Source organism: Streptomyces sp. NBC_01433, from assembly GCF_026340105.1.
Lineage (GTDB): Bacteria > Actinomycetota > Actinomycetes > Streptomycetales > Streptomycetaceae > Streptomyces.
This window is the reverse complement of sequence record NZ_JAPEPM010000002.1, coordinates 566,607-589,044: the sequence shown is the minus strand read 5'-3', so window position 1 is coordinate 589,044 and position 22,438 is coordinate 566,607. Positions and strand designations below refer to the sequence as shown.

Annotated in this window: 21 protein-coding genes and 1 pseudogene; 14 read left to right on the top strand and 8 right to left on the bottom strand. The window is 69.8% G+C overall.

Annotated features, from left to right (window positions below; all coding sequences use genetic code 11):
- Positions 1-93: 93 nt before the first annotated feature.
- Complete coding sequence (locus OG413_RS30200) at positions 94-1,299, top strand: cytochrome P450 (RefSeq protein ID WP_266811154.1); 1,206 nt, start codon at positions 94-96, stop codon at positions 1,297-1,299.
- A 701-nt stretch (positions 1,300-2,000) separates the two neighbouring features.
- Here OG413_RS30200 and OG413_RS30195 read toward each other — a convergent pair.
- Positions 2,001-2,117: pseudogene (locus OG413_RS30195) on the bottom strand (FAD-dependent monooxygenase); the annotation flags it as partial.
- 252 nt (positions 2,118-2,369) lie between these two features.
- Positions 2,370-3,512 carry a Rieske 2Fe-2S domain-containing protein gene (locus tag OG413_RS30190; protein WP_266811152.1) on the bottom strand — a complete coding sequence of 381 codons (1,143 nt, stop codon included), beginning with the start codon at positions 3,510-3,512 and terminating at the stop codon, positions 2,370-2,372.
- A 362-nt stretch (positions 3,513-3,874) separates the two neighbouring features.
- Here OG413_RS30190 and OG413_RS30185 point away from each other — a divergent pair, with 362 nt between their 5' ends.
- Positions 3,875-4,318, top strand: a complete 444-nt coding sequence (locus OG413_RS30185; protein ID WP_266811150.1) for an HIT family protein — start codon at positions 3,875-3,877, stop codon at positions 4,316-4,318.
- Between the two features lie 226 nt (positions 4,319-4,544).
- Here OG413_RS30185 and OG413_RS30180 read toward each other — a convergent pair whose 3' ends face one another.
- Positions 4,545-4,907, bottom strand: coding sequence for a hypothetical protein (locus OG413_RS30180; protein WP_266811149.1), 363 nt, complete (start codon positions 4,905-4,907; stop codon positions 4,545-4,547).
- Between the two features lie 101 nt (positions 4,908-5,008).
- Here OG413_RS30180 and sigJ point away from each other — a divergent pair, with 101 nt between their 5' ends.
- Positions 5,009-5,905, top strand: coding sequence for an RNA polymerase sigma factor SigJ (gene sigJ / locus OG413_RS30175; RefSeq protein WP_266811147.1), 897 nt, complete (start codon positions 5,009-5,011; stop codon positions 5,903-5,905).
- A gap of 68 nt (positions 5,906-5,973) precedes the next feature.
- Here sigJ and OG413_RS30170 read toward each other — a convergent pair whose 3' ends face one another.
- Entirely contained in the window at positions 5,974-6,429 is a 456-nt protein-coding gene (locus OG413_RS30170; protein ID WP_266811145.1) for an SRPBCC family protein, read from the bottom strand.
- Between the two features lie 279 nt (positions 6,430-6,708).
- Between OG413_RS30170 and OG413_RS30165 the strand changes: the two genes are divergently transcribed.
- From OG413_RS30165 to OG413_RS30150, 4 genes are all read left to right on the top strand, one after another.
- Positions 6,709-7,554, top strand: coding sequence for a class II glutamine amidotransferase (locus OG413_RS30165; protein WP_266811143.1), 846 nt, complete (start codon positions 6,709-6,711; stop codon positions 7,552-7,554).
- Positions 7,555-7,636: 82 nt separating this feature from the next.
- Complete coding sequence (locus OG413_RS30160) at positions 7,637-7,792, top strand: DUF6131 family protein (protein ID WP_266811142.1); 156 nt, start codon at positions 7,637-7,639, stop codon at positions 7,790-7,792.
- A gap of 649 nt (positions 7,793-8,441) precedes the next feature.
- Entirely contained in the window at positions 8,442-9,356 is a 915-nt protein-coding gene (locus OG413_RS30155; protein WP_266811141.1) for a diiron oxygenase, read from the top strand.
- Between the two features lie 32 nt (positions 9,357-9,388).
- Positions 9,389-11,041 carry an FAD-dependent oxidoreductase gene (locus tag OG413_RS30150; RefSeq protein WP_266811139.1) on the top strand — a complete coding sequence of 551 codons (1,653 nt, stop codon included), beginning with the start codon at positions 9,389-9,391 and terminating at the stop codon, positions 11,039-11,041.
- Between the two features lie 475 nt (positions 11,042-11,516).
- On the opposite strand, the gene OG413_RS30145 is transcribed toward OG413_RS30150, so the two are convergent.
- Positions 11,517-12,410, bottom strand: coding sequence for a LysR family transcriptional regulator (locus OG413_RS30145; protein ID WP_266811137.1), 894 nt, complete (start codon positions 12,408-12,410; stop codon positions 11,517-11,519).
- Between the two features lie 268 nt (positions 12,411-12,678).
- On the opposite strand from OG413_RS30145, the gene OG413_RS30140 reads away from it, so the two are divergent.
- Both OG413_RS30140 and OG413_RS30135 read left to right on the top strand, forming a co-directional pair.
- On the top strand, positions 12,679-13,782 hold the full coding sequence (locus tag OG413_RS30140) for a M20 family metallopeptidase (protein WP_266813155.1): 1,104 nt from the start codon (positions 12,679-12,681) through the stop codon (positions 13,780-13,782).
- A gap of 67 nt (positions 13,783-13,849) precedes the next feature.
- Positions 13,850-14,347, top strand: a complete 498-nt coding sequence (locus OG413_RS30135) for a hypothetical protein (protein ID WP_266811135.1) — start codon at positions 13,850-13,852, stop codon at positions 14,345-14,347.
- A 95-nt stretch (positions 14,348-14,442) separates the two neighbouring features.
- Here OG413_RS30135 and OG413_RS30130 read toward each other — a convergent pair whose 3' ends face one another.
- Positions 14,443-14,886, bottom strand: a complete 444-nt coding sequence (locus OG413_RS30130) for a GNAT family N-acetyltransferase (protein WP_266811133.1) — start codon at positions 14,884-14,886, stop codon at positions 14,443-14,445.
- A gap of 108 nt (positions 14,887-14,994) precedes the next feature.
- Entirely contained in the window at positions 14,995-15,177 is a 183-nt protein-coding gene (locus tag OG413_RS30125; protein WP_266811131.1) for a hypothetical protein, read from the bottom strand.
- A gap of 252 nt (positions 15,178-15,429) precedes the next feature.
- On the opposite strand from OG413_RS30125, the gene OG413_RS30120 reads away from it, so the two are divergent.
- The 3 genes from OG413_RS30120 (at position 15,430) to OG413_RS30110 (ending at position 17,624) form a co-directional block, all read left to right on the top strand.
- The gene (locus tag OG413_RS30120) at positions 15,430-16,401 is read left to right on the top strand and encodes a hypothetical protein (protein ID WP_266811129.1); all 972 of its coding nucleotides are present in this window, start codon (positions 15,430-15,432) and stop codon (positions 16,399-16,401) included.
- Between the two features lie 97 nt (positions 16,402-16,498).
- Positions 16,499-17,047 carry an FABP family protein gene (locus OG413_RS30115; RefSeq protein WP_266811127.1) on the top strand — a complete coding sequence of 183 codons (549 nt, stop codon included), beginning with the start codon at positions 16,499-16,501 and terminating at the stop codon, positions 17,045-17,047.
- Positions 17,048-17,222: 175 nt separating this feature from the next.
- Positions 17,223-17,624, top strand: coding sequence for a VOC family protein (locus OG413_RS30110; protein ID WP_266811126.1), 402 nt, complete (start codon positions 17,223-17,225; stop codon positions 17,622-17,624).
- Positions 17,625-17,628: 4 nt separating this feature from the next.
- On the opposite strand, the gene OG413_RS30105 is transcribed toward OG413_RS30110, so the two are convergent.
- Positions 17,629-20,976 (bottom strand): BTAD domain-containing putative transcriptional regulator, encoded by a 3,348-nt coding sequence (locus OG413_RS30105; protein ID WP_266811124.1) that lies wholly within the window; start codon positions 20,974-20,976, stop codon positions 17,629-17,631.
- Between the two features lie 312 nt (positions 20,977-21,288).
- On the opposite strand from OG413_RS30105, the gene OG413_RS30100 reads away from it, so the two are divergent.
- Entirely contained in the window at positions 21,289-22,164 is an 876-nt protein-coding gene (locus OG413_RS30100) for an ACP S-malonyltransferase (protein ID WP_266811122.1), read from the top strand.
- A 3-nt stretch (positions 22,165-22,167) separates the two neighbouring features.
- A complete protein-coding gene (locus OG413_RS30095; RefSeq protein ID WP_266811120.1) occupies positions 22,168-22,425 on the top strand; it encodes an acyl carrier protein in 258 nt (85 codons plus the stop codon).
- The last annotated feature ends 13 nt before the right edge of the window (positions 22,426-22,438 follow it).

Genomic DNA, 22,438 nt, shown 5'->3' with positions numbered 1-22,438 from the left:
CCCTGCGACGCACCTCGTCCGGCGACGGGCGCCGACGCCCCGGGACCGCTGGGACAGCCCTTGCCGCAACGGACGACGACACCAGGAGGCACCGTGCCCGCCGCGGACAGCACGACGAAGGCCGGCCCCGACGAGCCGCTGCCCCCGCTCCACCGGCTGGACTTCGACGAACCCGGCCCGCCCCGGACCATGACGCTGCCCGACGGGTCCCCGGGCTGGCTGGTGAGCCGATATCCCGATGTGCGGCAGGTCCTCACCGACACCCGGTTCGGCCGCGCCGAACTGTACGCGGCGGACGGTCCGGCCCTGTCGGACGCGCCGGGTCTCGTGAACAACCCCGACCTGATCTTCAACCAGGACGGCCTCGACCACCTGCGGCTGCGCCGCACCCTGCGCCGCGCGTTCACCCCGAGGGCCGTCGCCCGCTGGCGCCCCTGGATCGCCGCGATCGTGGAACAGCTCCTGGACGACCTGGACCGCGGGCAGCGGCCGGTGGACATCGTCGCCGAATTCGCCCTCCCGCTGCCGGTGGCGGTGATCAGCCGGCTGATGGGTCTTGACGCGTCGGTCTGGGGCCGGTTGCGCCACTGGAGCGAGCACGCCTTCTCGGACGGTTCCCACTCCGCACCCGAAGTGGCCACCGCACTCGCCGAGTTCACCGCGTTCGGCGCCGAACTGCTGGCCGAGCGGCGTCTGAAGCCCGGGGACGATCTGGTCAGCAGCCTGGTCGCGGCCGCCGACGAGGAGGGCGGGATCCCCGAGGCGCAGCTGGTCAGCCTGGTCTGTGGACTGGTCGTGGGAGGCCACGACAGCACGATGACCATGCTCGGCAACTCGCTCCTTTACCTGCTCGGTGAACGGCCCGAGTGCTGGCCCAGACTCGGCGCCGACGAGGAGGCGGCCGGGGCGGCGGCCGACCGGCTGCTCCACCTGATCCCCCTGGGCGACGACCGGGGGAGCGTACGCCGCGCGTCCGCGGCCGTCGACGTGGGCGGCGTGACCATTCCGGCGGGCGCGGTGGTCGTCGCGGACTGCGGCATGGCCAACCGGGACCCGGAGGTCTTCTCGAAGGGGCCGCTCGATGACCTGTTCGCTCCGATGGAGGCCCCGACCCTGTCGTTCGGCGCCGGACCCCACTACTGCCTGGGCGCCTGGCTGGCCCGGCTGGAGCTGCAACTGGCCCTGCACCGCCTGGCCGCCGGATTCCCGGGCCTGAGGATCGCGGAGCCGCCGGACACGGTCGAATGGCGCCTGGGCTCCACTTCCCGCAGCCCGATGCGGCTTCTGGTCACCTGGTAGGGGAGCGGGCGCCGCCTTCGGTCCGCGGGAGGCAGCCCGCGCGAACAGCGTGATCTGGGCATGGGTGCTTCCCTTTCGAAGTCCGAAGTTGCCGGGGGATCAGGTGAGTTGAGGCTGCGCGAGAGGTGAGGGCGTGCAGTGCGCAGCGTATGCGTGGGCGTCATGATGAACGGCGTTCGCACGAAATTGAGGGGCTGTCAGGCGTCGGCGCACGGCTCGCACTTCACGTCGTGGATCACCACGCCGTCGGGGCCGGTGCGCCGCAACGCTCATTCACCCCAGGGCTCAGGGGAGGGGCAGGGCTCAGGGCCGGGGCCCAGGCGGCGCGGTGGCCGGGCCGGACGCCGCGGATGCGTCGGGTGACGGATTGAAGGCCCGTGGCCGCCGGTCGGCCGACCCGGTGGTCCGGGCGGGCGACCGGCGGCCACGGCGGGTGTCATTCGCAGAACACCTGCACTTTTCCGTCGGGGTCGTCCACGTCGAGGCTGACGTCATCGAGCTGGTCGATACGTCGACGTACCCGCGGTCCGGTGGAGGGCTGGACGACGATGGCGTTGGCGCGCTTGGGGGTCCGCGATGTCCCTGCCGCCGTGCCCGAGTCCGCCGCTGCTGATTGAGGCGGGTGATCGGGATCGAGCGCGGATCTCCGGCAGCCCTTGGCGGGTGCGAGCACGGGCGTTGTCGCTGGACAGGTCGATGACCAACCGGGCCACCGGGCGGCGTCCTGCCCGGTAGCTGTCCAGGAGCGCCGCGGTGACGCGGCCGGCGGCGAGCTTCTGGGCGAGGTTGTCCGCGTCGCCGATCCCGGTGTTCATGCCGTGCACCGGATGCCCGCACCGGCACGGACCTTATTGCCCGCACCGTCGCAGCCGACCAGTCTCTCGGCACGCACTATGTGCTGCTCGCCATAGGCGCGATTCTCCAGCACCGCAATCACGCGTGTGGGCCCGCGCCGACCGGCGCCGGCCGAGCTCACGGCCACCGGTCCTGGACGAGCTGTGAGCGACCTGCTCGTCGCGCTTCATCCCGTCGTGCCCTCTGCCGGTATCGGCGCCGTGAACGTCGTCAGCTCAGGCGGGCTCCGTTCGCGGCGATGTGACTTCGGGTACCTCAGGGCGCGGCAGTCCCGTCAGCCCCGTTGCCTCGCTCGTCGTTGTCGCCGAACCGAGTTCTTCCTCTCCCTCCGGCACCGGGTAGAACCGCCGGGCCCAGCGCCGGAAGGGGCCGATCGGCCCGTCGCCCGGAGCGAGCCGAGGAGGCTGCTGGTACTGCTTGTGGTTCCAGATCGGAAAGTCGGCCGCGGTGAATTCGCAACTTGAGCGGAAGACAGCACGGTCCAGCAGCCTGGCGGCGGTTCGGCTCACCACACGGGCGAGAGGGGCCGGCAGCCGGGCCGCCTCGGTGAAGGCGATGCGGTTCTTCTGACGGAACTGCATCCGGTTGGGGGCGATCGCCGTCGGCATGACCATCGTGCACATCCGCAGTCCGAGCCGAGGTGTGTGCACATCGGCGTGCAGGCAGCCGAGTCCGTAACCGTCCACTTCCACATCGACGACGAAGTCTCCGACGAGCGGCGCCGACTCGTGGGCCCGCATGGACACGTGGAACGAGGCGTCGTCGTAGCTGACAGGACCGCCGATCTCGGCCTTGGCCCAGCCGTGCAGGGTGGCGAAATGCCCGAGGTCCACCGAGTTCTCGATGACTTCCTGGACATTGCCGGCCAGCTCCCAGGCAGCGTTCCGGGCAGGTCGGTGGCCGATCTCGTGCCACTCGGGAATGAACCAGTCCGGTGCCCGGCCGTCATGGTGCCGCCATACGAAGACAGCACCGTTGACCTCGTGCACGGGCAGCTGCGTCAACGGCGATCGCGGCGGCTTCGTGTCGTATCCCGTCCGCACGCACGTGCCGTCGGGACCGAAGGCGAAGAAGTGGAAGGGGCATACGAGATCGTCCCCGTCGACCTTCGCCAGACCCAGATGCGCGCCGAGATGCGGGCAGTACGGACGGACGGCGCGGACCGCCCCCGTACCGAGCCGGTACAGCACCACGTCCTGGCCCGCCAAGGGCCGCGTGAGCACAGCACCGGGACACAACTCGTCGGAGAAGGCCAGCGCGGACCAACCGCTGGGGTAGGGCAGCGCGAGCGCCCCCGCCGCATCGGCCGGCGTCGGCCCCTCGCTGATGGCGCCTCCGTACTCGCGTGACACTCCCACGAATTCCCCTCCCAGGATCCGGACGCCTGGAGACTGCCCACACCGCCCCGAGATCCTCCCGACGCGCCGCAGATCACCCGAACGGGGACGCGCGTGGCAGGTGTTGACGGCCTGCGTGATGAGGCAACACCCGGGTCGCAGTCCCGCGACCTTGTCTGTCGGTCCTCGCGATTCCGAGGACCACCACTCCCGACAGGACGTGCCGGTCCCGGAGCGGAACATCCTGCGAGCGGCATTCTCATACCGTCGCGAGTGGGTCCTCGAATCCGCGTCCGAGCACTGAGCCAGGTCATCAGACGACTGGCCCACGGGCTCGGGATCTGATGGGGTGGGGCCGCCTTCCACCGTCCGAGGAGAAACCAGTGGGACACAGCGAGTGCGTCTTCTGCACGATCGTGCGAGGTCAGACCCAGGCCAGCATCGTCTACGAGGACGACTCGGTCGTGGCTTTCATGGATCTCCAGCCTGTTACTCCGGGCCACCTGCTTGTCGTCCCCAAGGTCCATGCCGAGGGGTTGGAAGAGCTTGAGGAAGCCATGGGCTGTCGCGTCTGGGCGGTGGCTCACCGACTCGCCCGCGCACTCCGGCGATCAGACCTGCGGTGCGACGGCGTCAATCTGTTCCTCGCTGATGGCGAGGCCGCCTTTCAGGAAGTCTTCCACGTGCACCTGCACGTCTTTCCCCGCTTCGCGGGGGACGGGTACCGGATCAACGCGAACTGGCGAGTGAGGGAGCGGGACGAACTTGACGCAGGCGCCGCCGCTGTCCGTGCCGGCCTCTGCGAACTCACCACGGCGCAAGGCTGACCCGGAGGGCCAGTGGAATGCCGTGATGTCCAGGAGTCTGCCGGGGGAACCGGAAGATGCCGGGGGTGCGGTCCCCGGCCGCCGACTGCCGGGGACCGCACTCATTCCAGCGCCGGACGGCCCGAAGATGTCACGCTCGCGCGAGTCGGGCACGCTCGGTGCGTCGCTCACAGGCGTGGTGGTGAGTCGTTTGGTGGGTGCGATCGACTCGCGCGCGTATCCGACTTCAGCGCCGTGCCAGCGCCAGCACGCTCAGTCCGAACATCAGGACACCCAGGGGGAGATGGACCGACGGTATGTGCGCGATGCCGAGCACGACCTGGACCGAGGCGAGGACAAGGAAGCCGGACGCGTGCCAGACGGGCCGGGGCGAGCCGCCGCCGGGCTTCCACGCCAGCACCGCCGCGATGACGTACAGCATCGACGCCCCGTACATCACGCGGGCTCCGGCGCTGTGCAGCGTCTCTCCGTAGGACGAGGTCAGCAGCAGTCCGGCGGAGACCGCTTGAAGGAAGATGGTCAGGGTCTGCAGGGTGATCGCGATCTGCAGAAACGAGAAGCGGCGCTGTGCCGTCGCCTGGGTTGCCATGTCGCGGTCCCCTTTTCCGCCCGGGGGCAGTAGATCGATAAGGTCTCATCAGCCCGACGACGCGGGCCTGCGAAAGGTAAGGCGAGGAGGCGATCGGGAGCATGGGGACGGCTGGGACGAGCACCGAGGGGATAGCCGGTGAGCGGCGCCAACTGATCAATGTCGCCTACCGGTTGCTCGGTTCACTGGCGGAGTCCGAGGACGCCGTGCAGGAGGCCTACGCGCGCTGGTACGCGCTGCCGCGAAGCCGGCAGGACGAGATCGTGTCCCCCGGAGCCTGGCTGACCACGGTGACCGGCCGCGTCTGCCTGGACGTGCTCGGCTCGGCACGGGCCCGGCGTGAACGCTATGTCGGCGCGTGGCTGCCCGATCCGCTGCCCGACCGCGCCGAGTGGGACCACGGCCATGGCACCGACCCCGCCGACCAGATGGTCCTGGACGAATCGGTGACCATGGCCTTCCTCGTCGTCCTGGAGTCGATGACACCCGCCGAGCGGGTGGCGTTCGTCCTGCACGACGTCTTCCGGTACCCCTTCGCCGAGATCGCCGACGTCCTCGGCCGGACCCCCGCGGCCTGCAAGCAGCTCGCGGCCTCCGCCCGCCGGCGGGTGCGCGTCGCCCGGGCTCCGGAGACGGCGGCCGGGCAGGCCGACACGGTGCGGCAAGTCAAAGAGGCATGGGAGACCAAGGACATCGCGGCCCTCGTCGACCTCCTCGACCCGGCCGCCGTGATGACTGCCGACGGCGGAGGCCTGGTCGGTACCGTCCTACGCCCGATCGAAGGCGGCGCGCGCATCGCCCAGTACATGGCCGCCATCGCCGACAAGGCTCCGGGGCTCGAACTCCTGGAGCGGTCGGTCAACGGAGTGCCGGGCCTGGTGGCCCAGCGTGCCGGCACCGTCATGACCGTGGCCTCGTTCGAGGTCGCCGACGGCCGCGTCACCCGGATCTGGGCGGTCCGCAATCCGGAGAAGCTGCGGCCGTGGGCGCGGGGCTGAGGGCCGTCCCGTACCCGTGCCGACGGAGCCATGGGCCGCGGTTCGGCGTTCGTCCCGGTGCTGGGGCGTCACGCGGCGTCGGCGTCATCGTCGGCACGAGCCTCGACGACCTCGGCGAGTCGGCGCAGCATCGTACGGTGACGCATCTGGAGCAGCGCGTCCACGGCCGCGTTGTGCAGTTGGCCGCCGATTCCTCGCAGGGGGTGTTCATCCACCAGTACGAGGGTGTCATCGCCCCACGGCCGGATATCGAAGGCGATCCGAGCCGTGCCCAACGGCCCGCTGTGCGCCTCCAGTTCCAGGGCCCCCGGGGGATCCAGCAGACGGACCACGGTCCGCCCGTGGAACTCCTTCCGGCCCAGACGCACCGTGTACTCGATCGAGGATCCGACCTCCGGCCAGATTCCGCCCGCCGCACGGGAGGAATCGGTGCCGACCACCCAGTCGCCGTAGCGTGATGCGTCCCGCAGAACTTCCCAGAGCCGGTGGGGCGGGCTGTGGATGAGACGATGCCGAATCGCCATGAACGCCTCCACGTGGGTTGCATTCCGCACAGTACGAATTCCGGTCGGTGCGTATTCCGGTCGGTGCCCGGCCTCGTGGATTTCGCGCCTCATCACATCGTAGAGGGCCCGCGCTCGCGCCTCATGTGGATCACCGGCCAGGGCTCGTCGCAAGCCGCAGTGCTCCTCGTTTGCGGCACCGTTCACCGGCTGGTTCGCTGGAGGGGGAGGCATCACGCTCGACAACCGGAGCCATATCCGAAGGGGAAAGGCAGAGAAGCAGAGAAAGGGGCGGCCGCCATGTGCCGATGGCTCGCCTACGCCGGATCACCCGTCCTGATGGACGATGTCCTGTACAAGCCGGCTCATTCCCTCATCGACCAGAGCCTGCACTCCAAGCTCGGGGTGGAGACGACCAATGGTGACGGATTCGGGGTCGGCTGGTATGCCTGCGCATCGGACGAGGGGGACGGTGAACCGGCCGTGGTACGGGAGACCGGACCGGCGTGGAGCGACAGGAACCTCCGTGAGATCGCCCGTCATGTCCGCTCACCCCTGTTTTTCGCGCATGTCCGGGCGTCGACGGGAACGGCCACGCAGCAGTCCAACTGCCATCCGTTCCGAAGCGGACGATGGATGTGGATGCACAACGGCGCCATCACGGATTTTCCTCGACTGCGGAGGGAATTGTGCCTGGCGGTCGACCCCGCGCTCTTCTCGTCCATCGAGGGCTCCACGGACTCCGAGGTCATGTTCTACCTGGCCGTGACGTTCGGCCTCGACCAGGACGTGCCGGGAGCCGTCGCGCGGATGGCCGGCTTCGTCGAGCGGCTGGGCAGGGAGCACGGTGTCGAGTACCCACTCCAGATGACGGTGGCCGTGTCCGACGGCCGGCGCGTATGGGCGTTCCGGTATTCGAGCCGGGGCCAGTCACGGTCGCTCTTCTACAGCAGCCGACCGGAGACCGTGCGCATGCTGCACCCGAATCTCGCACTTCTGCGCGATCTGTCGGACGACACCCGATTGATCGTTTCCGAGCCGTTGGGGGATCCGCCGGGCGTGTGGAATGAACTGCCCGAGGGAACTTTCGCGATGGCGCCTTCCTCGGGCAGCGACTACGCGCCGTTCCGGCCGGCATCGGCCTGAACGATGCGGGCGGCGGAAAGCGTACGGTGAGGCGCATAATTGAAGGTGTCTCGACGGTTTCGCGCTGCGATTGGAGAACACCATGATTGTCCTTGGTGTCATCCTTCTCGTGATCGGGCTGGTGACAGGAGTCGGCATTATCTGGACCATCGGAGTCATCCTGGCCGTCATCGGCGCCATTCTCTGGATTCTCGGTGGAATCGGTCACGCTGTGGGCGGCAGGCGTCACTATTGGTGAAGCCTGTTGTGGTGAATCGAAGGTGCGGCGGACGCCGCACCTTCGAGCACGCGGCGGGTGGCGTTCCGTCTGTGCGGCTCGTTCATGAGGCCCCAGGCGTCGCCCTGTCGAAGTTTGCGGGAAGATATCTCATGAGACTGAGCCACCAGGCATGGGGCGGTCTCCGGGCGGAGATCGCCCCATGCCTGGGAGTCGCTCCAGCGGAAGCGGAAGAGCGTTTCGCCGCAGGCCGACGGCTGGAACACCGCTTTCGATGTTCCCTGCCGACTCGATGACACCGGCCGCGAGCGCGTACCTCAGCTGCCCACGGCGGCCTACGACCCCGCCTGAACCTCTACGCGGCCTCTGTCCTGAACGTGGTCCGAGCCGTCGTGCCCTCATCGTTCCCAGCCGCAACCGGCTGCCCATCTCGGCAACTCCGATGACAGGCAGGCGCGTTCGCCCGAGCCGTGGAGAGCTCGTACAGATTCTCGGCGCAGGGGTAGGCCCGCGCGGCACTCTTGCTATACCTTGCGTCTAATAAGCTTGCTAGACACGGTGTCTAACAAGCGTGGCGGCGCTCGGCGGCCATCGGTCTCATCGGACGGGCACGCGATGGGACACCGGTCGGGCAGCGTCGGGTCGATCTCTCGATTCAAGGAGCCGCACCATGGCAAGCAGCACCGTTCGGCCGGAGGACCAGGGCCGCCCCGTCGAGCAGGACGTCGCCCGACGGCTGCTCGAATCGGCTGCCAAGCTGTCGTACGACCCGGCCACGGAGGTGGACTGGGAGACCCCGCTGAACAAGGACGACCACGGGGCGAGCCCCGAGTGGAGCACGCTCTACGGCACCGCGTACTGGGCGGAGTTGACCGACGCGCAGCGCAAGGCGCTCACCCGCCAGGAAGCGGCGTCCGTCGCCAGTACGGGCATCTGGTTCGAGATGATCCTCCAGCAGATGGTGCTGCGCGACATGTACGCCAAGGACCCGACCGACCCCCGGTTCCAGTGGGCGCTCACCGAGGTCGCCGACGAGTGCCGGCACTCGATCATGTTCGCCAGGGGTGCTGCGAAGCTGGGTGCCCCCGCCTACCGGCCGCACCGGGCGGTGGTGGAGCTGGGGCGGGCATTCAAGACCCTGGCCTTCGGCGAGGCCGCGTACGCGGCGATACTCGTCGCCGAGGAAGTGCTGGACGTGATGCAGCGTGACTGGATGAGGGATGAGCGGGTCGCGCCCTTCGTGCGCACCATCAACAACATCCATGTGGTGGAGGAGTCGCGGCACATGAAGTTCGCCCGTGACGAGACCCGCAAGCGGCTGCGCGACGCGGGCGCGGTGCGCCGCCGGATCAACGCGTTCGTGGTGGCGATCGCCTCGTACTACATCGTCACCAGCATGGTGAACCGGGACGTCTACGCGAACGCGGGCCTCGACAGCAAGCGGGCCCGCGCCGAGGCGAGGGCCAATGAGCACCACAAGTCCCTGATGCGGTCCAGCTGTTCGGGCCTGATGGAGTTCCTCGCCTCGGCCCGGCTGTTGACCGGACCGGCCATGTTCTTCTACAAGCGCGCCGCGCTGATCTGACCTGATCCGAGCCGACGACCTGAGCTGACGAGATGACCTACGCCATCACCCAGACCTGCTGCAACGACGCCACCTGCGTCGCCGTATGCCCCGTCAACTGCATTCATCCGACCCCCGAGGAACGGGCGTTCGGCAGCACGGAGATGCTCTACGTCGACCCGGCGACGTGCATCGACTGCGGTGCCTGCGCCGATGCCTGCCCGGTCGACGCCATCTTCCCCGTGGACAGCCTCTTCGGTGCGCAGAAACAGTACGCCGCGATCAACGCCGCCTATTTCACGGACAAGGAACCCGGGCAGGCCCCCGCCGGACCGAACTTCCACGCCTGGGGCGAGCCCTCCTTCGCGCGCAGCCTGCCGTCCGACTTCGCGCCCATCCGGGTGGCGGTCATAGGTACCGGACCGGCCGGCATGTACGCCGCCGAGGATCTGCTCCTGCACACCAACGCCCAGGTGACGCTGGTCGACCGGCTGCCGGTGGCGGGCGGTCTCGTCCGCTACGGCGTGGCGCCCGATCACCCCGCGACGAAGAAGGTCGGCGAGACCTTCGCGCGTTTCCACTCCCATCCCCGTGTACGGATGCATCTCGGCATCGAGGTCGGCAAGGACATCACGGCCCAGGAACTCGCCGCGCACCACGACGCGGTGATCTACGCGGTCGGTGCCTCGGCCGACCGGCGGCTCGGCATCCCCGGCGAGGATCTGCCCGGCAGCGGCTCGGCGGCCTCGTTCGTGTCCTGGTACAACGCCCACCCGGAAGTCGCGCCCGAGTCCGTGGGCCTCTCCGCGGAACGGGTCGTCGTCGTGGGCAACGGCAACGTCGCCCTCGATGTCGCGCGCATCCTCGTCACGGATCCGGCCACGCTGGCCGGCACCGATATCGCCGATCACGCCCTCGCGGCGCTGCGGGACTCGACGGTGCGTGAGGTGGTCCTGCTCGGCCGGCGGGGCCCCGAGCACGCGGCCTGCACCGCCTCCGAGCTGCGCGCCCTCGGGCATCTGCCCGGTGTGGAACTCGTCGTGGACGACCACGATCCCCGGACCCGGGCGGCGATCGACAGCGCGGCACCGGGCGAGAAGGCGGCCCTGCTGCGGGACGTGCCCCGCCGGAGGCCGGACTGGTCGCGTCCGCCGGCTCCGGGCCGTCGCATCGTCCTCCGCTTCCACTCCGCTCCCGTGGCGGTGCTCGGTGACGACAGCGTCGCAGCCGTGCGCGTGACGGACGGTCCGGGTGAACGGGACATCCCGGCGGGCCTGCTGCTGCGGGCGGTCGGCTACCGCGGCATGCCGGTGCCGGGGCTCCCCTTCGACGAGTCGGGCGGGACCGTACCGCACGAGGGCGGCCGGGTGGTGGGCATGCCCGGGACGTACGTCGTCGGCTGGATCAAGCGCGGCCCCTCGGGCGGCATCGGAGCCAACCGCACCTGCGCGGCCGAGACCGTCGGCACCTTGCTGGCCGACGCGATCGCGGGCGCCCTGGCCTCCCCGGTTCACCCGCCCAAGGCGTTCCACCGCCTCGCCCGGAGCCGTGGCCGCGACGTCGTGGACGCCCGGGGGCTGGCCGCCATCGACCGGGCGGAGCGGGCACGCGGCCGCGAACACGGCCGCCCGCGGATCAAGCTCGGCACGGTGCCCGCACTGGTCGCGGCGGCGAAGGGCGGCCGCCGCTGGAGAACGCCGAGCTGAACGGGACATCCCGCGGGGCCGCAGAGCACGCCCGGGTGCTCCGGCATCGGCGCGGACGGTCCCGGCGCGGACGGTCCCGGTGCGGCAGCCCGTGGAGCACCTGACACAGCCGAGGCCCCATGGGCGAACCATGGGGCCTCGGTGATTCGTGCGGGCGGGGGAGCGTGCCCGCACCAACTCGGGTCATGGGCTCTTGTACCCACTGATCGCCGGATCGCACCTGGAGGCGTCCTCGGCCCGGCGCACACAGGACGTGCCGATCGCTCACTCCGATCACGCGAGCGCGTCGATGGCGCACACATCGCCGCGGCCGGTGGCGGTGGCGGTGGCGAACATGACCGCGCCCGCGGAATCCGGAGCGCGAACGAAGCGCCGGACCACCGCACCAGGCGCCCACGGGCACGGACGGCCACGCACGGGCGACCGTCGATCCGTACCCGGCTCCGAGGCAGGCGTGGACGAGGACCTACGTATCTCACTCCTCACGGTCGACGGCAGCACGCAGCAGGTCCCGCAGTTCCAGGGCGGCCGGCAGCGGCGCTGAGGGCAGAGCCACGTGCAGAGTCCGGCGCAGAGCCGGATCGGTGAGGCGGCACACGGCCAGCGTCCCGGGGACCGCCCGAGCGGCCAGCGAGGGTACGAGTGCTACCCCCAGTCCCGCGGCCACGTAGCCGAACTTGCCCGTCCACTCCGCGATCCTGATGATCTTCCTTGGGCTGAATCCCGCCCGGACACAGGCGTCGGCGAGCATCGTCGGGCGGTCACCGTATGCGCTCTGGAGCCAGGCTTCGTCGCGCAGTTCGCGCAGGTCGATCCGACCGGTACCGGCCAGCCGGTGCCCTCGCGGAAGGGCGACGCACAGCTCGTCCTCGCACAGCACGGTCGTCGTGACACCGTCGGCCCGCGGCAGGCCGGACGGGTAGTCGCTGACGACGGCGAGGTCCAGCGCCCCGTCCGAGAGCCGCCGCATCAGGGTGTCGGTCGTGCCTTCGGCCGCGACCACCTCGACCTCCGGTCTGGCGTCCCGGAGTGCCCGCAGAGCACCGGGCACCAAGGAGATGTTCGCCGTGGCGAATGCGCCGACGTGCAGAAGTCCGCCGAGGCCGGCGTGCAGCACGGCCAGCTCCCGCTCCGCCCGCGCCAGCCGGTCCAGCACCTCCAGGGCGTGCCGGTGCAGCGTGCGGCCGGCGGGATTGAGCCGTACGCCGCGAGGCAGCCGGTCGAACAGGGCCCCGCCCGACCGCTGTTCCAGCGCGGCGATCCGCCGGGACACCGCGGACTGCGTGTAGTTGAGCCGGGCCGCCGCTTCCGTGAACGAACCGCTCTCCGCCACGGTCACGAACAGCCGCAGCGCGTCGTTCTCGAACACCCTTGTACCGCCCTCCGGTTACCTTCGCCAGCCGCACCATCCTCCATCAACACATTCCTCAAGCGCATGGCTTCCATGCAAACCAGTCGCTGGTGGAATGCCGGGCCCCGTCCTAGCGTCGTCTCACGCGGCGGTGCTCCGGAACGGGAACGAGCTCCGCCGCTCCATCAGAGGCCCATGAGATCCGAGGAGGACGCGCGGTGTTACGACGGAAATGGACGACGGGGCGGAACCGGTGACCGGGAAGCACGACCTCGCCCTGCCGGGGATGCTGGCCGACCTCAAGGAACTCGTGCTCTGTGAGTCCTTCTCGGCCGACCTGGGGGCGGTGGCGCGCAGCGCCGAGGTGGTCGGCGCCCTCGGGGCGAGGCTGCTGGGGGCCGCGCCGGAGACGATCGTGATCGGGGGAGTGACTCATCTGCGCTGGACCTTCGGCACGCCGCGGGTCCTGTTGGTGGGGCACCACGACACGGTGTGGCCCATCGGCTCGCTCGATACCCACCCCTGGTCGGTGGCCGGTGGGAGGGCTCGCGGTCCTGGAGTCCTGGACATGAAGGCCGGTCTGGTGCAGATGTTCCACGCACTGGCTTCCCTGCCTTCCCCGGAGGGCGTGTGCGTGCTGGTCAACGGGGACGAGGAGGTCGGATCCACCACCTCCCGGCAGCTGATCGAGCGTTCCGCGCGAGGGTGCGCGGCGACGTTCGTGCTGGAGGCGGCAGCCGACGAGAAGGGCGCGCTCAAGACCGCCCGCAAAGGCACGTCGCGATACGAGGTCGTGGTGCACGGCCGGGCCGCGCACTCGGGCCAGGAACCGGAGAAGGGGGTCAACGCCACGGTCGAGATCGCTCACCAGGTGCTGGCCGTGGCCGGTTTCGGAGCCTCGTCGGCCGCCTCCGGCGCGGACGGCGGACCCCTGGGCGCCGCGACCGTCACTCCCACCCTGATGTCGTCCGGAAGCGCGCGCAACACCGTGCCCGCGCTGGCGCGGCTGGCGGTCGACGTACGAGCGCCCACCACCGCGGAACAGGACCGGATCGACGCGCTGGTACGAGGTCTCGGCGCGCGGACGCCCGGAGCCACGGTGGAGGTGCTGGGCGGCAGGCAACGGCCGCCCATGGGACCGGAGTCCTCCGCCGCCCTGTTCGCCCTCGCTTGTGGGATCGCCGCCGAACTGGGTCAGGAACCCTTGCGCGGACGCGCCGTCGGCGGCGCCTCCGACGCCAACTACACCGCGGCGGCCGGCTGTCCGACGCTGGACGGTCTGGGTGCCGTGGGAGGCGGCGCGCACGCGGACTCCGAGTACGTCGATGTCGCGCGGCTGGTTCCCCGGACCCGTCTGCTCGCCGAACTCATCGCGCGGACAAGGCAATGACGTGGTGGCTCACGCGCACCGACAAGGAGACCTCACCTCACATGACCTACCGGGGAGACGATTCAGCATGCGACCAGGCGTGAACGGGGCCGGTTTCGGTGAGGCGCGTGGCGACTATGCCGTAGCGGCGCTGGGTGGAGCGCTTGCCCAGCTCGGTCGGCGGCTCCTCATAGGCCTGTGCCTGGTGTTGCTCGTCGCCCTGGTGTACATCAGGCCCACGGCGGCGTTCACCAAGGGCGCCATCACGATCTCGGCGGCGCTGGTCGCGATCGGGCTCAGGTGGGCATGGGGCCGCGCATCCACCAGATTCGGGCTCAGGCGGTGCTACCTCTTCAGGGACGGCCTGGTCATCACCGGTCTGTTCGGACAGCCGCGGAGGGCGGTCGCGTGGGCCGATGTGATGGGGATGCAGATGATGGTCTCCCAGTCCCTCTTCCTGGCCTTCTACCGGTTCGAGATCATACGGCGCGGTTCCCGGCCCGTGGCCTTCCTGGCTCTGGGCTTCCAGCCGCCGCTGGTGGAGCCGCTGTTGAGCCAGGCGGCGGAGAACGGCGTGAGCCACTGACCCCGCCGAGGCCATCGCGGCGGTAACGGAGCGTGCCCGGCCCACGGAGGGGGTGAGCCGGGCCGTACCGCTGGTGCGGGACGCGAGCGACGCGGTCAGTGTCCCGGACGGAACATGACGAACAGAGTGTGCCCGGTCTCCTCGTCCACGCGGCGTTCGCGCTCCTCGAAGCCCATGAGTTCGTAGAAGCCACGGGCCCCGGGATTCGCCTCGAACACCTCCAGCAACAGATCGCCGCGCAGCGTTGCGGCATGTTCCACCAGCGCCCGCCCGACTCCCCGCCCCTGAGCCCGGGGCGCGACGAACAGGCCACCGATCTCGCTGCCGATCAGGCCCAGCAGGCCAACGGCGACACCGTCCTCGTCCGCGACCCAGTTCACGGCCTCGCGCAGATAGACCTCCCGTACCTTCCGGGCCCGTTCGCCCTCGCCCTCACCCTCGACGAACGGGTGGGCCAGCTTCGAGGCACTCGACCACAGAGCCATCACCTCGGCCTCGTCGGAGGACTTGTAGCGACGGATGAGAGGCTTCGTTTCCATGTGGCGGACGCTATGCAGAACCTCCGGTTCGATCAAGTGACTTTCGGCCCGGCCGGGCTCCGCCGTCCTGCCCGCACCCGGTACGCGTCTCAGCACCCGGTCCACGTCTCAGTGGCCGAGCCGGGTCCAGTACGTGCAGCCTGCCGCGGTCGCTCCGCCCAGACACATGATCCAGCGCAGTGCGGCCAGCGAGACCGACAGACGCAGGTGCGCGCCCGCGCCGACCTCCAGCCCCCTGCCGTCCAGGCTCAGATGCCAACCCCCGCGGTCCGTACGGCGATTCCCCGTCATGGTGACTCCTCCGGTTGCTCGCGCCGGGTCCGTCTCCGCGGATCACCGGCGCCCTCTCACTGCGACGACTCCATGGGAGGACATGGTCGAGCCGGAGACCAGCCGGGCGAACAGACGAAGACGAATCCGAACCGGCGAGGTGTTCGGCCGAAACGCCATTCGTTCGGTGGTTTTCGCTGGAACGCCCGAAAGTCCCGCGCACAGCCGACTAGCGTGACGGAACGTGCTGGAACGAACACAAGGAGCCCGACGGTGGGTGCTGTCGACGAAGAAGACGCGGTGGACGGTGCCGAGCCCTCGGCCGACGCCCTGGCCGATGCCTACGACAAGGCGTTGAGGGGGTTCGCCCACCGATTGCGCGCGGTGCACCTGGACTCCGGCACACCGCCTTTGCGGCAGATCTCCCGAGGTGCCAGACGGGAGGTCCCGCTGTCCCCGGCCGCCGTCTCCGAGGCACTGAACGGCAAACGGCTGCCCTCGCAGCAGTTCACGCTGGAACTCGTGCGGCTGCTCGCTCCCGGCGACCACGCCAAGCTGGAGGAGTTCCGGAAGCTGTGGCGTACCGCCCGTGAAGCGCAGATCGCCGCCAGGGCGGCGGCCCGAGCGCGTCAGAACCGAGCAGGTGGCGGCCCGCTGCCGGACGGCGCACGCACCGCCTCGCAGGACGCGGAAGAGATCTCCGCGGCGGCGGAGCGGCTGCGCGAGGACGCCGCCGCGGTGCCGGCGGAGGCCCGGCGCGAGGCGAAGACCACACGGACGGGGGCCGAACCACTGCTCCGCGCATCCGGCGTCACGACGTCCGCACCCTCCGCCGGCACCAGGTCGGCCGAAGCCATCGTGGCGGCGGCTCGCGAGGAGGCGAACGCGATCCTCACCGAAGCGGCCCGGCAGGCCGACCGGGTATGGGAGGCCCTGGAGAGCCAGTCGCTGAAGATGCGGCGCGAGATCGAACAGTCGATCCGACGACGTGAGGAGATCCAGCTGGAGATCGCCCGTGTGCAGGACGTATTGGAAGCACTGGACTCCTTCTACGAGCCTTCGGTACAGGACACATCCGGGCATCGGCCATCGGGCCAGGCCCACAACGCGCCGTGGAGCACCGCTGTCGCCGGCGGCGTGGCATGGCCCTGGCCCCACGCCGACGCGGGCACCCTCACCACACGTATCAAGCTGAACATCCCGGGATCGGCGCCACATCCGCCCCAGCAGCCCCCGCAGGGCTGACCAGGGCATCGCCTCGACGTACGGTTCAGCCGTTGAGCCGGACGCGCGGGGCAGCCCTTAGGCTGCGACCGGCACCGAACCCGACCGAGGAGCGCGCATGTTCGAGTCCGTTCGCAAGCACCCGTATCCCGACACCTCTCGCCCCGACGAAGCACCTGCGCCGCACCCGCTGCTCGCGCCGCTGATCGGATTCCTGGGCACCTGGGTCGGCCGGGGCCGCGGCGAGTACCCGACGCTCGCCGAGGAATTCGCGTACGCGCAGGAGGTCACGTTCAGCCACGACGGGCGGCCCTTCCTCCGCTACGAGGCGCGAGCCTGGCTGATCGACGCGGACGGCACCCCGCTGCGGCCCTCGGCCCGGGAGGGCGGCTGGTGGCGCATGCAGCCCGACGGGCGGGTGGAGGCATTGATCACCCAGCCCACCGGTATCGCGGAGATCTCGGTCGGCCATGCGGACGACGGCACCCTCGACCTCGCCACCCAACAGGTCGCTCTCGCTCCCACCGCCAAGGAGGTCAGCGCCACCCGCCGCCGCTACACCCTGACCGACGGGAACACGCTCACCTTCGTCCACGATCTCGCCGCGGTCGGGCAGCCCCTCCAGCACCATCTCTCGGCCCGGCTTCGACGCGAGGGCAGCGGCTGAGGGCCGCGATCCGACCCGGCGCGGTGGCCGGCTGTTACGTCCTGGACGCGGCGGGGGAGGGGACAGCGTCGTAGCGGCCGGAAGCCGGGTCGCCGGAAGCCGGGTCGCCCGAAGCCGGGTCGCTCGAAGCCGGGTCGGCCGGAGTGGGTGGCCGCACCCGGGGTATCCGGGAAATATGACTGTCGAGAAGACGAGTGTTCTGGTTCTGGACTGCGCCGAACCCCTGGAACTGGCCGAGTTCTATTCCGGCCTGCTCGGCGCGGAGACCCGTATCGGGAGCGACCCCGACTTCGTGGAAGTGGTCGGGAACAACGGCGTGCATCTCGCCGTCCGTCGCGACCACGGCTATGCGCCGCCGAGCTGGCCGCGCCCGGAGGACGCCCAACAGGCCCATCTGCGCATCCTGGTGGGCCGGGGCGACATGGATGAAGCGGAGCGCGAGGTGATCGGTCTGGGTGCCAGGCCGGTCGACACGAAGGACAACAGCGGTCCGCGCGATGTCAGGGTCTACACGGACCCCGCCGGGCATTCCTTCTCCCTCGCCGTGTACCCGTCCTCCCTGTCCGCGCACACCTGACGACTCACTCCGGCAATAACCGTTCGGTCGTGTCCTTGCCCAGGAGTTCGTGGAGCAGGCGCGTCGCGGGCAGGGCGGAGTGGAGGTACACGTACTCGCTCCGGTGTTCGATGACAGCGACCATGGTGCGCAGGGTGTCCACCGCGTCCTCCCGTTGTCCGGCGTGGTGCTGGGCCTGGGCCAGCAGCCCCAAGTGGAGGGGCAGGCGTATATGCGTCCGGGACAGTCGCAGTTCCGCCAGCGAGTTCCTCATCTCGGGGATCCCCTCCCGGTGGCCGGTGTGTGTGAGGGCCCAGCCCAGCGGCATTTGAAGCATCGCCTTCCAGTAGTCCAGCCCGTGTTCGACGGCCAGCCCGATGCCCTCGGAGCCCGAGGACCGTGCCGTCTCCACATCGCCCTCCCAGGCGGCGACGATCGCGTCGGCGTACAGGGCCTCGATCCGGTCCCACGGCCTGCTCTCGTACCGGGTCAGCCGCAGCAGGCGCCGACGCTGTTCGGTGGCCGCCGCACGGTCGTTCAGCAGCCAGCGGGCGAACACGTCGTAGCAACGGAAGTAGACACGTGGGTCGGACCGGTACGTGCCCTCCGGCAGTCGGCCCTCGCGCGCGAGCCGGTCGGCCAGCTCGACGCCGTGCTCAAGTTCCTTGAGCGCGTCGGGCAGGAGACCGCGGACGAAGAGCGCCGCACCCTCGCCGTACGCCGCACCGAGCTGGGCGGTCGGGCCGTCGGTGCGCTCGGCGATGTTCCGCAGCAGGATGGACAGTTGCCTCGACTCGTCGTAGCGGCCGCGGACGAGAAGCGACACGCCCAGCATCGACAGGACCGCCGGGTCGTCGGAGGTCTGGGGGGTCGAGTGGAGGGCGTGTCCCCGGGTGACCTCCGCCTCCGCCTCGGCGTCGCCGAATCCGCGTACGTGGCCCAGTAGATGGCCCAGTTCCAAGTGAAGTCGCTGCTCCAGATCGCGGGCGGACGGGTCGTCGGGCAGTGAGCCCGCCATCCCGAGCGCGCGGCGCAGCCACATCTCGCGTTCCTCGGAGGCCAGGCGCAGCTCCGCGTTCTCGGCCGCGCGCAGCAGCCAGGGCAGTACCCGCTCCGGGGGCATGGCGCCCTTGGCGCGCCAGGCGTGATGGGCGACGCGATCGATCTCCTCCGGGTCGCTGTCCTCGTGCACATGCGGGGACAGGGCGTCGGCGTACCGGGCGTGCAGCCGCTGGTGCTCCTCCTCCGTCAGCTCGCTGGTGAGCACCTCCTGAGCCTGCGGAGGGGCGAGGTGGAGCCGTCCGCTGCGGTGCCGGTCCGCGGCGAGCAGCCCGTACCGGACCGCCGACTCCACGATGGCGATGGCCGAATTGGTGCCGGTGGCACGGCACAGCGGGTCCAGTTCGATATCGGGTGCGACGACCGCGCACAGCCGGAGGAGCCGCAGGACGGGCTCCGGCAGCATGGCGAATTCCTGGCGGAGAACCTTGCGCGCGCACGTGACGATGAGGCCGAGGAGCTCGTCGACGGCGCCGGGATCGCGCAGGTCCCTGGCGTCACAGAGCAGGGAGAGCATCTGAAGGACGAAGTACGGACTGCCCGTGCTCTGGCGGTGCAGCGCGTCGATGACCCGCTCGTCGACGCCGGGCCCGGCGTGCGCGTCGACAAGGGTGGCGACGTCCGACCGGGTCAGGCCGGCCAGCCGCAGAATCTCCGTGTTGGGACCCTTGAGCACCTCGGTCATCACCCGGAACCGCGAGGCGTCGGGCCAGGCTTCCAGGTCCCAGCCGGTGAGTACGATGCTGAGGCAATGGCCCTGACGGCGAGTGGTCAGCAGGCGAAGCAGGTCCAGGGAAACGTTGTCCGCCCAGTGCACGTCCTCCAGAAGCAGCACCAGCGGCCGCTGGGCGGCCAGGGCGAGCAGGACTTCGCAGAGCGCGTCGTGGGTCCGGAAGGGGACCTGAGAACTGTCCGGCTCGCCCTCGCCCTTGTCGTCCGGACCGGTCTGCCACCCGGGCAGCAGCGGGGTGAGCAGCGAGCCGAAGGGGGCCGCGGCGGCGCGGAAGGCGTCGGGCCGTGCCGCCGACAGCCGGCGCAGCACCTGGGTCCACAGCCAGTACGGCGGGACCCCCTCACCGGAGAAGCAGCCGCTCCGGATCGTTTCGATGTCCTCGTCCATGCTCTGGAGGCGCTGGACGAGCTCCATCACCAGATGGGTCTTGCCGAGCCCGGAAGAGCCGAACACACAGGCGAGATGCCCACGGCCGGTCGCCGCTCCGGCCGTCGCGGCGACCAGGCGCCTCAGCTCCCGCTCCCGGCCGGTCAAGGGCGGGGGCGTCACCGGTTCACCGAGGGTGAGCCCGGTGGCAAGGGACCGGGTCTGTGCCGTACGGCCCTGACCCTTCGGCTTCTCCGGACCGCGCAGGACCGTTTCCCCGGCCGCGGGAGTCACCGCGGCCACCGGCTCGGCTTCGACGGACAACCCGGTCCGAACGGGCCGGGTGAACTCGGGCGCCCTGGACGGCAGCTCGACGTTCAGCACGGTGTGGGGACGTTGATCGCCGAGTTCCTGCCGGAGGAGAGCGGTGTGGAGCCGCTGGAGTTCGGCGGTCGTGTCCACGCCGTACTCCTCGACCAGATAGCTTCGCGTCCATTCGTACACCTCCAGGGCCTCCGCCTGACGGCCCGACCGGAACAACGCGGTCATCAGATGGCCCACCAGACGCTCCCGCGTCGGATGCTGACGCACCTCGCGTTCCAGTTCGGTCACCACCTCGGCGGTCTTCCCCAGTTCGAGTCCGGCCTCGGCGGATGCCTCCAGGGCCGTGAGCCGGACCTGCTCCAGCCGTGTGCACTCGTCGGCGAGCGGCTGGTGGGTGACGAACTCGGCGTACGGGGAGCCGCGCCACAGCGCGAGCGCCCGGGTGAGCCGGTCCCGGGCCGCGGCGGGATCCTGGCGGGCGAGAAACCGGCGCCCGGTGGAGAAGAGGTGCTCGAACTGGTGGACGTCCACCTGCTCCGGGGACAGCTGAAGGACGTATCCGGGGGCCCGGTGGCGCAGTACCGCCGACCTGCCGGGGCCGGCCGCGGGGGCCAGCGCCCGGCGCAGGTGGGAGATATGGCTCTGCAGCGTGGCGACGGCCCGCTGCGGCGGATCGTCCCGCCAGAGCTCCTCGACGAGAACCGTGGTGGGGACGACCCGGCCCAGCCGTATCAGCAGGAGCGCCAGGAGCGCCCGACGACGTGGTGGACCGAGGGGGACGTCCTGCCCCCCGAACTGGGCCGACATGGGCCCCAGGACCTGCAGCACCGGTCCGGAGGGGGTGGGCGACTGGGGAGGCTGCGGTGCGCTCTGAGCCTGACGTACAGACATATTCGGCCCCATTCGTTCCCACGCTTGAGACATCTCCGGCGAATTAATCCTAGTTCAGCGGATGTTCCTCCAATGATTGAGGGCCGATGAATGGCCAATAAACGATCACGGAATTGGCAAAGTGGTTCCCGTGTATACCGATGGAACCGGCAAGCGGACGGCAATCGGATGGCAAGGATCCCGACCAGGGGCTGAGTCGGGGGATCAGCATTCCGGCCAGCGCGCCGCAAGGGGGGTGGCACAGCATGTGCGGAACCGACATCGCCGAGTGGCCGTGGGCCCGCCACCGGCGCAGACCCTGGAGGTATCACGGTGTTTGCGATTCTCTTCCCTGGGCAAGGGGCGCAGTTCCGGGGCATGGGTGCAGATGTTTTCGGCCGCTATCCAGGCATCTCGCGATACGCCTGCGATCTCCTGGGGTATGACCTGGTCGCCCGCTGCCGCGACAATCAGGACGACGTGCTCGCGCGAACGGAGTGCACGCAGCCGGCCCTCTTCACCGTCAACGCGCTGCATACGTTCGAGCGTGAGCGTCGCGAGGACCGGCGTGCCGACTGCTATCTCGGGCACAGCCTCGGGGAGTACAACGCGCTGCTGGCGGCCGGGGTCTTCGACTTCGAGACAGGGCTCCGGCTCGTCAAGAAGCGCGGCGAGCTCATGGCCGAGGCGTCGGGCGGCGGGATGACCGCGGTCATGGACACCCCGGCTCCGCGCCTGCTCGACATGCTGAGGGAGGACGGCGTCGAGGGAGTGGATCTCGCGGCCTTCAACACCGACGCCCAGGTCGTGATCGCGGGCAGCGACGGAGCCCTGCGTGCCGCCCATGCCTCGCTCAAGGAGCGTGGCATCCGCTTCGCCGCGCTACGGGTCAGCGCCGCTTTCCACTCCCGCCACATGGAACCGGTGCGCGCCGAATTCGAGAGATTTCTCGACGGGTTCACGTTCGCCGAGCCCAGAACGACCGTGATCTCCAACGTGAGCGGGCGTCCCTACGAGAGGGGCACGATCCCGGAGATGCTGAGCAGGCAGCTCGTCGAACCGGTCCTGTGGGCCGACAGCGTTCGCTATCTCCTTTCTCTCGACGCCGGGCTGGAGTGCGAAGAGGTGGGGGGGCACTCCCTGCTCCGCATGGTGAAGAGTCTCGCAAGGACCGATGCACATAACACTTTCAGCAAAAGCGGGGTGTGAGACATGGACCGAGCGCAGCACATACAGAAACTCATCGAGGATCAATTTCTCGTGGAGTTCGACGGCGAACTGACGGCCGAGAGCGATCTGTTCAAGGCGGGGGTGATGGATTCATTCGGATACATTCAGCTCCTGAGTTCCCTCGAACAGGACTTCTCGCTCAAGCTGACGGACGAGGAATTCCTCACGAACGTCTTCACCTCACTGGCAGCCATCGACGCCTTCATCGCGAAGAAACTCGCCGAGCGCGACGACCACTGAAGCAAGGAGACTC